At 62.8% G+C, this 13,615-nt stretch carries 12 protein-coding genes; 7 read left to right on the top strand and 5 right to left on the bottom strand.

Features of this window, described 5'->3' with window-relative positions; genetic code table 11:
• Positions 1–8 precede the first annotated feature (8 nt).
• The 5 genes from bioD to PC358_RS24505 all read left to right on the top strand — a co-directional run bounded on the left by bioD (position 9) and on the right by PC358_RS24505 (position 6,583).
• On the top strand, positions 9–689 hold the full coding sequence (gene bioD, locus PC358_RS24525; protein WP_033703090.1) for a dethiobiotin synthase: 681 nt from the start codon (positions 9–11) through the stop codon (positions 687–689).
• 112 nt (positions 690–801) lie between these two features.
• Positions 802–1,116, top strand: coding sequence for a hypothetical protein (locus PC358_RS24520; protein WP_033703088.1), 315 nt, complete (start codon positions 802–804; stop codon positions 1,114–1,116).
• Positions 1,117–1,433: 317 nt separating this feature from the next.
• Positions 1,434–3,239: a phenylacyl-CoA dehydrogenase gene (locus PC358_RS24515; protein ID WP_033703087.1), complete on the top strand. Its 1,806-nt coding sequence runs from the start codon at positions 1,434–1,436 to the stop codon at positions 3,237–3,239.
• Positions 3,240–3,397: 158 nt separating this feature from the next.
• On the top strand, positions 3,398–4,681 hold the full coding sequence (locus PC358_RS24510) for a GGDEF domain-containing protein (protein ID WP_033703085.1): 1,284 nt from the start codon (positions 3,398–3,400) through the stop codon (positions 4,679–4,681).
• A gap of 123 nt (positions 4,682–4,804) precedes the next feature.
• Positions 4,805–6,583, top strand: coding sequence for an acyl-CoA dehydrogenase C-terminal domain-containing protein (locus tag PC358_RS24505; protein ID WP_033703084.1), 1,779 nt, complete (start codon positions 4,805–4,807; stop codon positions 6,581–6,583).
• Between the two features lie 301 nt (positions 6,584–6,884).
• Here the strand turns inward: PC358_RS24505 and PC358_RS24500 are convergent, their stop codons facing one another.
• Positions 6,885–7,808: a LysR family transcriptional regulator gene (locus tag PC358_RS24500; protein WP_033703083.1), complete on the bottom strand. Its 924-nt coding sequence runs from the start codon at positions 7,806–7,808 to the stop codon at positions 6,885–6,887.
• 209 nt (positions 7,809–8,017) lie between these two features.
• Here PC358_RS24500 and PC358_RS24495 point away from each other — a divergent pair, with 209 nt between their 5' ends.
• Both PC358_RS24495 and PC358_RS27440 read left to right on the top strand, forming a co-directional pair.
• Positions 8,018–9,298 carry an aspartate aminotransferase family protein gene (locus PC358_RS24495; RefSeq protein ID WP_033703082.1) on the top strand — a complete coding sequence of 427 codons (1,281 nt, stop codon included), beginning with the start codon at positions 8,018–8,020 and terminating at the stop codon, positions 9,296–9,298.
• A 151-nt stretch (positions 9,299–9,449) separates the two neighbouring features.
• Positions 9,450–9,608, top strand: a complete 159-nt coding sequence (locus PC358_RS27440; protein ID WP_003177654.1) for a YqaE/Pmp3 family membrane protein — start codon at positions 9,450–9,452, stop codon at positions 9,606–9,608.
• A 47-nt stretch (positions 9,609–9,655) separates the two neighbouring features.
• Here PC358_RS27440 and PC358_RS24485 read toward each other — a convergent pair whose 3' ends face one another.
• Genes PC358_RS24485 through pqqC form a run of 4 tightly spaced genes read right to left on the bottom strand, consistent with a single transcriptional unit; the run spans position 9,656 to position 13,613 of the window.
• Entirely contained in the window at positions 9,656–11,488 is a 1,833-nt protein-coding gene (locus PC358_RS24485) for a S9 family peptidase (RefSeq protein WP_033703080.1), read from the bottom strand.
• Entirely contained in the window at positions 11,454–12,614 is a 1,161-nt protein-coding gene (pqqE, locus tag PC358_RS24480) for a pyrroloquinoline quinone biosynthesis protein PqqE (RefSeq protein ID WP_033703079.1), read from the bottom strand. The genes PC358_RS24485 and pqqE overlap by 35 nt, the downstream gene beginning before the upstream one ends.
• The gene (gene pqqD / locus PC358_RS24475) at positions 12,586–12,861 is read right to left on the bottom strand and encodes a pyrroloquinoline quinone biosynthesis peptide chaperone PqqD (protein WP_033703078.1); all 276 of its coding nucleotides are present in this window, start codon (positions 12,859–12,861) and stop codon (positions 12,586–12,588) included. Before pqqD ends, pqqE begins: the two co-directional genes overlap by 29 nt.
• Complete coding sequence (gene pqqC / locus PC358_RS24470; protein WP_033703077.1) at positions 12,858–13,613, bottom strand: pyrroloquinoline-quinone synthase PqqC; 756 nt, start codon at positions 13,611–13,613, stop codon at positions 12,858–12,860. Before pqqC ends, pqqD begins: the two co-directional genes overlap by 4 nt.
• Positions 13,614–13,615 lie beyond the last annotated feature (2 nt).

The following is a 13,615-nucleotide window of genomic DNA, read 5'->3' as shown; positions in this document are numbered from 1 at the left end:
GGAGTCAGATGAGCCAGGCCTATTTCATTGCCGGTACCGATACCGACGTCGGCAAGACCACCATTGCCGCCGGGCTGCTGCATGCGGCGCGGTTGCAAGGCATGAGCACCTTGGGGGCCAAGCCGGTGGCGTCCGGTTGCACGGTAACCCCAAAGGGTTTGCGCAACAGCGATGCGCAGGCGCTGATCGATGAAAGCTCGATCAAGTTGCCGTACGAACAGGTCAACCCGTTTGCCTTCGAGCCTGCGATCGCACCCCATGTCGCGGCCCGTGAGGCTGGCGTCACGCTGGGCGTGCCCGAGCTGCTGGCGGCGATGCGCAACGTGCTGCAGCAAAACGCCGACTTCACCTTGATAGAAGGCGCCGGTGGCTGGCGCGTGCCGTTGTCGGGCCAGGCCAACCTGTCTGACCTGGCCATCGCCCTGAAACTGCCGGTGATTCTGGTGGTGGGGGTACGCCTTGGCTGTATCAGCCATGCCTTGCTCAGCGCCGAAGCGATCGCCCGCGACGGGCTGCAATTGGCGGGCTGGGTGGCGAACATCATCGAACCGCGCACGTCGCGCCTGGAAGAGAACCTGGCCAGCCTCGCCGAGCGGTTGCCCGCGCCTTGCCTGGGGCGGGTGCCCAAGTTGAAGCAGGCGAGTGCCGACATGGTGGCGGAGCATTTGCAGCTGGATTTGCTCGATTAACCGCCGCTGTCTATCGACTGGCACTGGGCCATTAACGATTTAAACGGGCCTTTTCTGCCGTCGCCTGCTTTAATTAGGCCTGTTCGTCATCCAGCGTCAATGGAGTCCTGACATGGAAATCACCGGTAGCTCCGCCTACTACGCGGGCCTGAGCGCAATCCAGACCGGCCAGAACCGCGTCGATCAAGCCGCCAGCCAGATTGCCAACACCAGCCAGATTGCCAACAACAGTGCCGAGCGCACTGCCACCAGCCAGTCCAGCGACTTTCAGGCAGAACGCCTGCGCGCGGTCGATCGCAGCCAGCAAATGGACATGGCGACCAGTACCGTGCAACTGGCACTGGGCAAGCATGAAGTGGAGCTTGGCGCAAAAGTCGTCAAGGCTTCCGACGAAATGCTCGGTCGGATCATCGACACCTACGCCTGATTTCTGGCGTCCCCTGTAAAACACCTCCTTTCAACACTGTGGGAGCGGGTTTACCCGCGAATGCGTCCGATCAGACACCTTTATCGTCTGGGAGGCCCTGTTCGCGGGAAAAGCCGCTCCCGCAGCCTGTGCATTTCAGACACTGATCGTCGTGCAATGGCCGAAACGTCATTTTTCGTGACGTAAATGGCACCATCGTCCCTCCTTGACATCCGCGCGTGCTAAACGTAAGTTTCAAACAACTGTTTGATCGAAAGCCGCCAAGAGCTTGTCGGTAGTACCGATCACCCCCGAACTCATCACAGAGGTTCACCGCAATGCCTGATTACAAAGCCCCCTTGCGTGATATCCGTTTCGTTCGCGACGAGCTGCTCGGCTACGAAGCGCATTATCAGAGCCTGCCGGGTTGCGAGGACGCCACGCCCGACATGGTCGACGCGATCCTTGAAGAAGGCGCGAAATTCTGTGAGCAGGTACTGGCCCCGCTGAACCGCGTTGGCGACCAGGAAGGCTGCACCTGGAGCGAGTCGGGCGTGAAGACGCCGACCGGCTTCAAGGCGGCTTACGAGCAGTTTGTCGAGGGTGGCTGGCCGAGCCTGGCGCATGACGTTGCCCACGGCGGCCAAGGCCTGCCGGAATCGCTGGGCCTGGCCCTGAGCGAGATGGTCGGTGAGTCGAACTGGTCGTGGGGCATGTACCCAGGCCTGTCCCATGGCGCCATGAACACCATTTCCGAGCACGGCACGCCTGAGCAGCAAGAGGTCTACCTGACCAAGCTGGTTTCCGGCGAGTGGACCGGCACTATGTGCCTGACCGAGCCGCACTGCGGCACTGACCTGGGCATGCTGCGTACCAAGGCCGAGCCTCAGGCTGACGGTTCGTACAAAGTGTCGGGCACCAAGATCTTCATTTCCGCTGGCGAGCACGACATGGCCGACAACATCGTCCATATCGTGTTGGCCCGCCTGCCCGATGCCCCGGCTGGTACCAAAGGCATCTCGCTGTTCATCGTGCCAAAGTTCATGCCCAACGCCGAAGGCGCTGCCGGCGAGCGTAACGCCGTGAGCTGTGGCTCGATCGAACACAAGATGGGCATCCACGGTAACGCCACCTGCGTGATGAACTTCGACGGCGCAACCGGCTACCTGATCGGCCCGGCCAACAAAGGCCTGAACTGCATGTTCACCTTCATGAACACCGCTCGCCTGGGCACCGCACTGCAAGGCCTGGCCCACGCCGAAGTGGCCTTCCAGGGCGGCCTGAAGTATGCCCGTGAGCGCCTGCAGATGCGCTCGCTGACCGGCCCTAAAGCCCCTGAAAAGGCGGCCGACCCGATCATCGTCCACCCGGACGTGCGCCGCATGCTGCTGACCATGAAAGCCTTCGCTGAAGGCAACCGCGCCATGGTCTACTTCACCGCCAAGCAGGTCGACATCGTCAAGTACAGCCAGGACGAAGAAGAGCGCAAGAAAGCTGACGCGCTGCTGGCTTTCATGACCCCGATCGCCAAGGCCTTCATGACCGAAGTCGGTTTCGAGGCCGCCAACCACGGCGTGCAGATCTACGGCGGCCATGGTTTCATCGCCGAGTGGGGCATGGAACAGAACGTGCGCGACAGCCGTATCTCCATGCTGTACGAAGGCACTACCGGCATCCAGGCCCTCGACCTGCTCGGCCGCAAGGTGCTGATGACCCAAGGTGAAGCGCTGAAGGGCTTTACCAAGATCGTGCACAAGTTCTGCCAGGCGCAAGAAGGCGTCGAGGCGGTCAAAGAGTTCGTCGAGCCGCTGGCGGCCATCAACAAGGAATGGGGCGAGCTGACCATGAAGGTCGGTATGGCCGCCATGAAAGATCGCGAAGAAGTGGGTGCCGCTTCGGTCGATTACCTGATGTATTCCGGTTATGCCTGCCTGGCCTACTTCTGGGCTGACATCGCCCGCCTGGCTGCCGAAAAGCTGGCTGCCGGTACTGAAGAAGTGGCGTTCTACACCGCCAAGCTGCAGACCGCGCGCTTCTACTTCCAGCGCATCCTGCCGCGTACCCGTACCCATGTGGCGGCGATGCTGTCGGGTGCAGGTAACCTGATGGCGATGGAAGAAGAGCACTTCGGTCTGTCTTACTGACCCATAAGCTGTAGAAAAAACCCGCCTGCCCTCACCGGCAGGCGGGTTTTTTCGTTTCGGGGTCAGGGCATTGCCAGCGGGTATTCAACTGTTCACGCGCGCTGCCGATGAAATAAGGGCACAATGCCACTATTGATCTGCCGGGTTGGAGATTACCCTTGTTTCGTCTTGATGCTGTACGCGTAAGCCACTTCCTGCCTTCGCTGTTTCTGTTGCTGGCAGGCCTTGCGGCGGCTTACGTAAGAGACCTCAGTGTCTTTTTCACGTCGCTGTTCAATGTGCTGCCCACCTTGGTCCTGCTATTGGGCGGTGCCTACTGCGCCGTTTATCGCCGCCAGCGCGAGCTGTTTCTGATGGTCACGGTGTACATCGCCTACTATCTGCTCGACACTCAGACCGACTTCTACCGCGACAACGGCCACGTGCGCGCGGATGCCGCGGTGATCTTCCATCTGGTGTGCCTGCTGCTACCAGCCCTGTTTGCGCTGTATGGCGCCTGGCAGGAGCGCACCCACCTGCTGCAGGACCTGGTCGCGCGCTTCGCGGTGCTGTTTGCCGTTGCCAGCGTCGCTGTGGCCCTCGAGCAAAGCTACCCCGATACGCTGCTGACGTGGCTGGCGGAGATCCGCTGGCCGTCCTTGCATGGCCAGTGGATGAGCCTGATCCAGATGGCCTACCCGTTGTTCCTCGCGGTGTTCATCCTGCTGGTGGTGCAGTACCTGCGCGAGCCCAGGCCCTTGCACGCGGCGCAGGTGATTGGCCTGATCGGCGTCTTCTGGATGCTGCCGCAAACGTTCATCCTGCCCTTCACCCTGAACATCATGTGCAGCCAGGTGATGTTGATGATCGCCGCTGCCGTCGCGCACGAGGCTTATCAGATGGCCTTTCGTGATGAGCTTACCGGCCTGCCGGGGCGCCGCGCCTTGAACGAGCGCATGCAACGGCTAGGGCGCAACTATGTGATCGCCATGACCGACGTCGACCACTTCAAGAAATTCAACGATACCCACGGCCACGATGTCGGCGACCAGGTGCTACGGCTGGTGGCCAGCCGGTTGTCCAAGATCACCGGCGGCGGTCGGGCCTATCGCTATGGCGGCGAAGAATTTGCACTGGTCTTCGCGGGCAAGACGGCAGAAGAATGTGTGCCGCACGTGCAAGCCGTGCGCGAGATGATTGCCAACTACGCCATGCAACTGCGTGACCCGAACAGCCGCCCGCAGGACGATTCGGCAGGGCGACAGCGCCGCGGTGGCAGCGGCGCCGGTACGGTTTCGGTAACCATCAGCATTGGCGTTGCCGAGCGCCAGGCCGATCACCGCAACCCGGAGGCCGTGCTCAAGTCTGCCGATCAGGCGCTGTATAGCGCCAAAGAGGCGGGGCGCAATTGTGTCATGGTGCATGGGCAACAATCGCAACGTGGAGCGGTGCGAATGGCATGACCAGATTAGACCATGCGGTCAACTGATGACCCTATGTCTCGTAAAAGTTGTTCGGTTACACTGCCAGCAACCCAGTGTCGCGGTTCTCCGAGACCGCCCCGACCCTACTAGCGAGAGGTTGTCATGGCCGACTATAAAGCGCCCCTGCGCGACATGCGCTTCGTTCTGAATGAAGTCTTCAACGTGGCCGAGCAATGGGCACAGTTGCCCGCGCTGGCCGACGTGGTCGATGCCGAAACCGCCCTGGCTGTGCTGGAGGAGGCCGGCAAGGTCACCGCGCGGACCATCGCCCCGCTCAGCCGCGCCGCCGATGAAGAGGGCTGCCGCTGGGACAACGGTGCGGTGAGCACGCCCGCTGGCTTCATCGACGCTTACAACACTTATGCCGAAGGCGGCTGGGTGGGTGTGGGCGGTGACCCGCTGTTCGGCGGCATGGGTATGCCCAAGGTCATCTCGGCCCAGGTCGAGGAAATGGTCAACGCGTCGAGCCTGGCCTTCGGCCTGTACCCGATGCTGACTGCCGGCGCCTGCCTGTCGATCAATGCCCACGCCAGTGAAGCACTCAAGGCAGCCTACCTGCCCAACATGTACGCTGGCGTCTGGGCGGGCTCCATGTGCCTGACCGAGCCCCATGCCGGTACCGACCTCGGCATCATCCGCACCAAGGCGGAGCCTCAGGCCGATGGCAGCTACAAGGTCAGTGGCACCAAGATCTTCATCACCGGTGGCGAGCATGACCTGACCGAGAACATCATCCACCTGGTGCTGGCCAAGTTGCCGGATGCCCCGGCCGGGCCCAAAGGTATTTCGTTGTTCCTGGTGCCCAAGTTCCTGGTCAACCCGGACGGCAGCCTGGGCGCACGCAACCCCGCCACCTGTGGCTCGATCGAACACAAGATGGGTATCCAGGCATCAGCCACCTGCGTGATGAACTTCGACGAAGCGGTCGGTTACATTGTCGGTGAGCCGAACAAGGGTTTGGCGGCCATGTTCACCATGATGAACTATGAGCGCCTGGGCGTAGGCATCCAAGGCCTGGCATCGGCCGAACGTTCCTACCAGAACGCCGTGGAGTATGCCCGTGACCGCCTGCAGAGCCGCGCCCCGACCGGCCCGCAAGCCAAGGACAAGGCCGCAGACCCGATCATCGTCCACCCGGATGTACGGCGCATGCTGTTGACCATGAAGGCCTTGATCGAAGGCGGACGCGCCTTCTCCAGCTACGTGGCGATGCAGCTCGACAGTGCCAAGTACAGCGAAGACCCGACCACCCGCAAGCGCAGTGAAGAACTGGTGGCGCTGTTGACCCCGGTTGCCAAGGCCTTCCTCACCGACCTTGGCCTTGAGTGCACCGTGCATGGCCAGCAGGTGTTCGGCGGGCATGGCTACATCAGGGAGTGGGGGCAGGAGCAATTGGTGCGTGATGTGCGGATTACGCAGATCTACGAAGGCACCAACGGCATCCAGGCCCTCGACCTGATGGGGCGCAAGGTGGTGGCCAGTGGGGGTGCGTACTACAAGCTGTTCTCCGACGAGATACGCCGGTTTGTCGCCGGTGCCGACAGTGAACTGGATGAGTTTGCCAAACCCTTGGGTGCTTACCTTGACCAGCTGGACGGGCTGACCGAGTGGGTACTGGAGCAGGCCAAGGGTAACCCCAATGAAATTGGCGCCGCTTCGGTCGAGTACCTGCAGGCGTTTGGTTACGTCGCCTATGGCTACATGTGGGCGTTGATGGCGCGGGCGGCCAAGGCTGGCGAGGGGGATGAAGCCTTCTACTCCGGCAAACTGGGGACGGCGCGGTTCTACTTTGCGCGTCTGTTGCCGCGGGTGCAGTCATTGGTGGCCTCGGTCAAGGCGGGGAGCGAGGCGCTGTATCTGCTGGAGGCTGAGCAGTTCTGATCTGTTGATGCTGGGGGTGCGAAGCGCCCCCAATCCCCGGTATGACTAGCATTGAATCCTCTTTGTAAGCCTTTTCCTACACAACGCGGTGACTTTTCACCACTGTTCTCAGATTGGATCCACAGGTAATCTTTACCACATGGACGTTGCGCAGGAAGCGCAAAGGACAGATCAAGGAAGACGACGAAGGACTTCCTGCCAGGATGGCGGGGCGATACGGATGTCACAGGGAAACAGTCTGGGAAACCCCGCTTCGGCGGGGTTTTCTTTGTGCGCGTGTTTTGCAGCCGAGCACATCCTTTCAGCCGAGCACATCCAGTGGCGAGCCTCCCAGGTGGCGCGCGTCTGTCTCTTCTTCCAGCAATGTACGCAGCAGCTCGACCGACGCCTGCTGGCGCTGTGCATCGCGGAACACCAGGCCAACCTTGAGCGGCACCCGCGGCTCGCTCAATGGCTTCCACAGCAGGCCCTGGTCATCCTCGGCCGCGTCCTTGGCCCGGCCAGGCAGGATGGTGGCCAGCGCCGTGTGCGCCAGGCTGTCGAGAATCCCGGCCATGTTGTTCATTTCTGCCTGCACCTGCGGCCGACGCCCCTGGCTGGCCAACTGCGCCTGCCAGATCTGGCGAATCTGAAACTCCTCGCCCAGCATCAGCATGGGTAGCTCGGCTGCCTGACGGATCGACACCTTCTTGAAATCCTTCAAGGGGTGGGTATCGGGGATGACAAGTTGCAGTTCATCTTCGTACAGCAGCAGGCCATGCAGCCCAGGTTGGCGCGGCGGCAGGTAGCTGATGCCGATGTCCAGGCTGCCATTGAGCAAACGCCGTTCGATTTCCAGCCCCGACAGCTCGTAGATCTGCACCACAAGGTGCGGCTGTGCCTTGCGCAAGCGTTCGAGCAGCTGCGGCACCAGGCTTGGCCGCACGGTCTGCAGCACGCCGATGGCCAAGGTGCGCAGGGACTGGCCCTTGAAGTTGCGCATGGCCTCATGGGCCCGTTGCAAGCCATCGAGCAACGGCAGGGCATGGTTGTACAGCGTGTGTGCGGCCAAGGTCGGCAGCAGGCGCTTGTTGCTGCGCTCGAACAGGTTCAGGTCGAGGCTGTGTTCCAGTTGGCGTATCTGTTGGGAAAGCGCTGGCTGGGACAGTGACAGACGCTCGGCGGCGCGGCCTACGTGGCCTTCTTCGTACACCGCGACGAAATAACGCAGTTGGCGGAAATCCATAAGTAACACTTATCGAAAATGCTGGAAAAACGAAATGGTCGAAAACCTTCGCGAAGCCTAGTCTATCGCCGTATTCCAGTGGGTTACAGCGGTCATTGAGCTGATTGTTACCCCAGATGAAAAACACTTTTGATAGGCAAGGCTAAATATCAAGTGCCGGCATTCAGACCGCACATAGCCGCCCTTTACCGTGATTGGTTGGAGCCCTGATGAACCTGTTCAACCTGCGCCGGTCGGCAGCCGCCGCTGTCGCCGAGCCCAAGCGTGCGCCGGTGACCGTGGCGGATGCGCCGCAGTTGTCCCGCGAGCGCCTGATGCCGAGCACCGAACGTGCGCCGCAGATGTTCGTGCGTGGTCAGGGTTCGTGGTTGTGGGACAGCGAAGGGCATGCCTACCTGGATTTCACCCAGGGTGGTGCGGTAAACAGCCTTGGCCACAGCCCCAGCGTGCTGGTCAAGGCACTGGGTAACCAGGCCCAGGCACTGATCAACCCAGGTTCCGGTTATCACAGCCGCGCGCTGCTGGCACTGGTCGAACGCCTGTGCCAGAGCACCGGCAGCGACCAGGCCTACCTGCTCAACAGCGGCGCCGAAGCCTGCGAAGGGGCGATCAAGCTGGCGCGCAAATGGGGCCAGCTACACCGTAACGGCGCCTATCACATCATCACTGCCAGCCAGGCGTGCCATGGCCGCAGCCTGGGCGCGTTGTCGGCCTCCGACCCACTGCCGTGCAATCGTTGCGAACCGGGCCTGCCGGGTTTCAGCAAGGTGCCGTTCAATGACCTGGCGGCGCTGCATGCAGCAGTGGATTCGCGCACCGTCGCGATCATGCTCGAACCGATCCAGGGCGAGGCAGGTGTTATTCCGGCCACGCAGGCGTACCTGAAGGGCGTCGAAACACTGTGCCGCGAGCTGGGCATCCTGTTGATCCTCGATGAGGTGCAGACCGGCATCGGCCGTTGTGGCGCCCTGCTCGCCGAGCAGAGCTACGGCGTGCGGGCCGACATCATCACCCTGGGCAAGGGCCTGGGTGGTGGTGTGCCGCTGGCGGCCTTGCTGGCGCGCGGTAGCGCTTGCTGCGCCGAGCCGGGTGAGCTGGAAGGCAGCCACCATGGCAACGCGCTGATGAGCGCTGCGGGCCTGGCAGTGCTCGATACCGTGCTGGAGCCTGGCTTTTTCGAGCATGTACAGGACAGTGGTCGCCACCTGCGCGAAGGCCTTTGCCGCTTGGCGGGGCGATATGGCCAGGGCGAGGCGCGCGGCCAAGGCCTGCTGTGGGCCTTGCAACTGCAGGAGCGCGTCGCTCAGGACTTGGTCAAGGCTGCCCTGCATGAAGGCCTGCTGCTCAATGCCCCGCAGGCCGATGTGGTGCGCTTCTCGCCCGCGCTGACCGTGAGCAAGGGCAACATCGACGAAATGCTCCTGCGCCTGGCCCGCGCCTTTGCTCGTCTGCATGCACAGCAGCAGGCCCGCCGGGAAATGCCGGCGTAACCGAATTCAACGAACCGTCTGGCGTTTCTGCGCATCGCCCTTGGCCTGTTTCATTTGGCCAGGGGCGTTTTTTTTTGCCCGGTATTGCAGGGGTGTGGAACCTCTGCGAAGCGCGGCTAGTCTTTGTTGAGACCCTTCAGGAGAGACTCGCATGGACTTCATTCGTATCATCATCGCCATCCTGCTACCGCCACTTGGGGTGTTTCTGCAGGTGGGCTTCGGCGGGGCATTCTGGCTGAATATTCTGCTGACCCTGCTGGGGTACATTCCGGGGATCGTGCATGCGGTGTATATCATCGCCAAGCGATGAACGCATTGGGGCCGCGTTGCGGCCCTTTTAGCGACGAAAGGCCAGATTCAGTGAGGGACCTGGCCTAACACCCGGCAATAGAACTTCCACTCCTCTTCCAGCGCATGCGCCAGGTTCTCTGCCTGTCGGAACCCGTGTCGCTCCCCCGCATAAAAGTGCCCTTCGGCCTCTATGCCATTTGCCTTCAGTGCATCGAGCATCAGGCGCGTCTGCTCCGGCACCACCACAGCATCTAGTTCACCCTGGAAGAAAACCACCGGCACCTTGATCTGCGCGGCATGCAGCAGTGGCGTGCGTGCGTGATAGCGCTCGGCGTCTTGCAGTGGGTCGCCGATCAACCAGTCCAGGTAATCCCCTTCGAACTTGTGCGTGGCGCGGCTCAGGGCAATGGGGTCACTGACCCCGTAGAGGCTGGCCCCCGCTCGGAACACGTCGTGGAACGCCAGGGCGCACAGCGTGGTGTAACCGCCCGCGCTGCCACCGCGGATGAAGGCCTTGTGCGGGTCGATCAGCCCCAGCCCGGCCAGGTGCGTGACCGCCGCGCAAGCATCCTCGACATCCCGCTCGCCCCAGTGCAGGTGCAGGGCCTGGCGATAGTCCCGGCCATAGCCGGTACTGCCCCGGTAATTCAGGTCGGCGACGGCGAAGCCGCGCTGGGTCCAGTACTGGATGCGGGGGTCGAGCGCCGGGTAGCAGGCCGACGTCGGCCCGCCATGGATAAACACCACCAGGGGCGCGGGCGCCTTGGCGTGCATGGCCGGGTAGAAGAAGCCATGGGCGATGCCGTTGCCACTGGTGTAGCGAATGGACTGCGGCATGCTGATGGCTTCGGCGGGCAGTACCTCGGCACCCCCTGCCAGCACGCGTACCTCGTGATTGCTGCGGTCGATGGCAATGACTGCCGCCGGGCTGACGGGGGATGCGGCGATGGCATAGAGGTGCCCGTCATCCATGGCCAGGCTGCGAAAGCGCGTGTAGGCACTGGCGAAACGTTCTACCGGTTGCTCGGCGGTGCGCAGCCCCAACTGCCCAAAACCGCCCTCGAACCAACTGGCCACATAGCTTTGCGGCCCCAGGGCCAGCCAACTGCTGGCGCCAAGTTGCCAGGGCGCCGAGGCATGGTCGGCGGGTTCGGCGGGCAGGGCCTGCCAGTGCCCGTCGACTTCCCCCCAGGGCTGCCAGAAACCGTCGCGATCAGACAGGCAATACAAGCGGCCCTGCGCGTCGAAACGCGGTTGTTGCAGAGACTCGTCCTGGCCTGCCACGCAACACGCAGGCCCCCATGCGCCGCTGCTGTCGCGTTGGCGAAGTAGCAGGCGCGTGTGTGTCCAGGGTTGTGCCGGGCGGTCCCATTCGACCCAGGCCAGGCGCTGCCCATCACTGCTCACGGTGGGTGATGCGTAGAAGTCGGCGCCTTCAGCCAGCACCTCGCGCGAGCCTTCGCGCAGGGCAATCAGGCGATGCTCCACGGTTTGCCCATGGCGCTCTTCGACCGCCAGCACTTGGCCGTCGTGCCAGTGCACATCGCCGTAGCGGCACTGCTGGTCGTCGGTAAGCCGCTTGGGTACGGCACCGTCCAGCGTCTGGGTATAGAGCTGCTGATCTTTCTCGTTGACGAAGACCAGCCCTTCACCGCCGAGGCAAAAGCTGCCCCCGCCATATTCGTAAACCCGGCTGCGCACGCTGAAACCATCCGGCGTCAGGCACTGGGCCTGGTGTTGATGCCAGTGCCAGATTCGGCAGGCACCGTCGGCCGGGCGAAACTCGTTCCAGAACAACCCGGTGGGGCCGACCTTGAGCTCGGCGAAGTCGGTACCAGCGGCGACGGCCTGGGCTGCGCTGAATTCAGCCGCGGGCGATGACACGGGAGTTTCGATCATTGCGGAAGGTCATCTCTTCAATGGCGAGTTGGGCGGTTTCTGCCTCCTCGCGGGCCTTGAGGATGATGCCGTGATCCGCCGATTTTGCGCACACCGGGTCGGCGTTGCTGGCATCGCCGGTGAGCATGAAGGCCTGGCAACGGCAGCCGCCGAAGTCCTTTTCCTTCTCGTCGCAGGAGCGGCAGGGCTCAGGCATCCATTGGTAACCGCGAAAGCGGTTGAAACCGAACGAGTCGTACCAGATGTGGTGCAGGTCGTGGTCACGCACGTTGGGGAACTGCACCGGCAGTTGGCGGGCGCCGTGGCAGGGCAGGGCGGTGCCGTCCGGGGTGATGGTGAGGAACAGGTTGCCCCAGCCATTCATGCAGGCCTTGGGGCGTTCTTCGTAGTAGTCAGGGGTGACGAAGATCAGCTTGCACGGGTTGCCTTCGGCCTTGAGCTTGTCACGGTATTCATTGGTGATACGTTCGGCCCGCTGCAGCTGTGCGCGAGTCGGCAGCAGCCCCAGGCGGTTGAGGTGCGCCCAGCCATAGAACTGGCAAGTGGCAAGCTCGACGAAGTCGGCCTCGAGCGCAATGCACAGCTCGATGATGCGGTCGATCTTGTCGATGTTGTGTCGATGGGTAACGAAGTTGAGCACCATCGGGTAGCCGTGGGCTTTTACGGCACGGGCCATCTCCAGCTTCTGCGCGAAGGCCTTCTTCGAGCCGGCCAGCAGGTTGTTGACCTGCTCGTCGCTGGCCTGGAAGCTGATCTGGATGTGGTCCAGGCCGGCGGTCTTGAACTCGGCGATGCGCGCTTCGGTGAGGCCAATGCCCGAGGTGATCAGGTTGGTGTAGTAGCCCAGCCGGCGCGCCTCGCCGATCAGCGCGGCGAGGTCCTGGCGCACCAGCGGTTCGCCACCGGAAAAGCCGATCTGCGCGGCGCCCATTTCGCGCGCCTCGGCCATCACCTTGAACCACTGCGCGGTGCTCAGCTCCTGGCCCTGGGCTGCGAAGTCCAGCGGGTTGGAGCAGTACGGGCATTGCAGCGGGCAGCGGTAGGTCAGCTCGGCCAGCAACCACAGCGGCAGGCCGACCTCAGGCGTGGCCGGCAGGTCAGGCGAGGACGATCCAGTGTTCGCCACGGGCCACCTCCATGAACTGCTCGATGTCATCGGCCACTTCCGGGACATCCGGGAACTGCTGGGCCAGTACGGCAATGATCGCCGCGACGTCGCGTTGGCCGTCGATCAGGCCGCCGATCAGCGCGGCGCTGTCGTTGAGCTTGATCATGCCCTCGGGGTACAGCAGCACATGGCCTTTCTGGGCCGGCTCGTACTGGAAGCGGTAGCCGGGGCGCCAGTTCGGCACCTGCTTGCGATCGAAACTCATAGGGCGATCCCCTTGTGCCAGACCCGTTCCTGGGTGACCGAATGATAAGGCGGGCGGTTCAGCTCGTAGGCCATGCTCATGGCATCGAGCATGCTCCAGAGGATATCCAGCTTGAACTGCAGGATCTCCAGCATACGCTCCTGGCCCGCGCGGGTGGTGTAGTGCTGCAAGGTAATCGCCAGCCCGTGCTCGACATCACGCCGGGCCTGGCCCAGGCGGGTGCGGAAGTATTCGTAGCCGGCCGGGTCGATCCAGGGGTAGTGCTGTGGCCAGCTGTCCAGGCGCGACTGGTGGATCTGCGGGGCGAACAGCTCGGTCAGCGAGCTGCTGGCCGCCTCTTGCCAGCTGGCGCGGCGGGCAAAGTTGACGTAGGCGTCTACGGCAAAGCGCACGCCGGGCAGCACAAGCTCCTGGGAGCGCAGTTGCTCAGGGTCCAGGCCAACGGCCTGGCCAAGGCGCAGCCAGGCTTCGATACCCCCGTCTTCGCCAGGGGCGCCATCGTGGTCGAGCAGGCGCTGGATCCACTCGCGGCGCACTTCGCGGTCCGGGCAGTTGGCCAGGATCGCGGCATCCTTCATCGGGATGTTGACCTGGTAGTAGAAGCGGTTGGCTACCCAGCCCTGTATTTGCTCGCGGGTGGCGCGGCCCTGGTACATCGCCACGTGATAGGGGTGATGAATGTGGTAGTAGGCGCCTTTGGTGCGCAGGGCCTGCTCGAACTCGGCAGGGGACATCGGCAATGGGTCGCTCATCA

The sequence above is a fragment of the Pseudomonas capeferrum genome (genome assembly GCF_000731675.1).
Lineage (GTDB): Bacteria > Pseudomonadota > Gammaproteobacteria > Pseudomonadales > Pseudomonadaceae > Aquipseudomonas > Aquipseudomonas capeferrum.
Note: the sequence above shows the minus strand (reverse complement) of the source record. Positions and strands in the feature narration are given on the sequence as shown.

Bases quoted from the DNA above. Each gene is read 5' to 3' on its own strand.
- PC358_RS24515 (WP_033703087.1), top strand. From the start codon at position 1,434: ATGCCTGATTACAAAGCCCCCTTGCGTGATATCCGTTTCGTTCGCGAC.
- PC358_RS24495 (WP_033703082.1), top strand. From the start codon at position 8,018: ATGAACCTGTTCAACCTGCGCCGGTCGGCAGCCGCCGCTGTCGCCGAG.
- bioD (WP_033703090.1), top strand. From the start codon at position 9: ATGAGCCAGGCCTATTTCATTGCCGGTACCGATACCGACGTCGGCAAG.
- PC358_RS24520 (WP_033703088.1), top strand. From the start codon at position 802: ATGGAAATCACCGGTAGCTCCGCCTACTACGCGGGCCTGAGCGCAATC.
- PC358_RS24500 (WP_033703083.1), bottom strand. From the start codon at position 7,808: ATGGATTTCCGCCAACTGCGTTATTTCGTCGCGGTGTACGAAGAAGGC.
- pqqD (WP_033703078.1), bottom strand. From the start codon at position 12,861: ATGAGTTTCGATCGCAAGCAGGTGCCGAACTGGCGCCCCGGCTACCGC.
- PC358_RS24505 (WP_033703084.1), top strand. From the start codon at position 4,805: ATGGCCGACTATAAAGCGCCCCTGCGCGACATGCGCTTCGTTCTGAAT.
- PC358_RS27440 (WP_003177654.1), top strand. From the start codon at position 9,450: ATGGACTTCATTCGTATCATCATCGCCATCCTGCTACCGCCACTTGGG.
- PC358_RS24485 (WP_033703080.1), bottom strand. From the start codon at position 11,488: ATGATCGAAACTCCCGTGTCATCGCCCGCGGCTGAATTCAGCGCAGCC.
- pqqC (WP_033703077.1), bottom strand. From the start codon at position 13,613: ATGAGCGACCCATTGCCGATGTCCCCTGCCGAGTTCGAGCAGGCCCTG.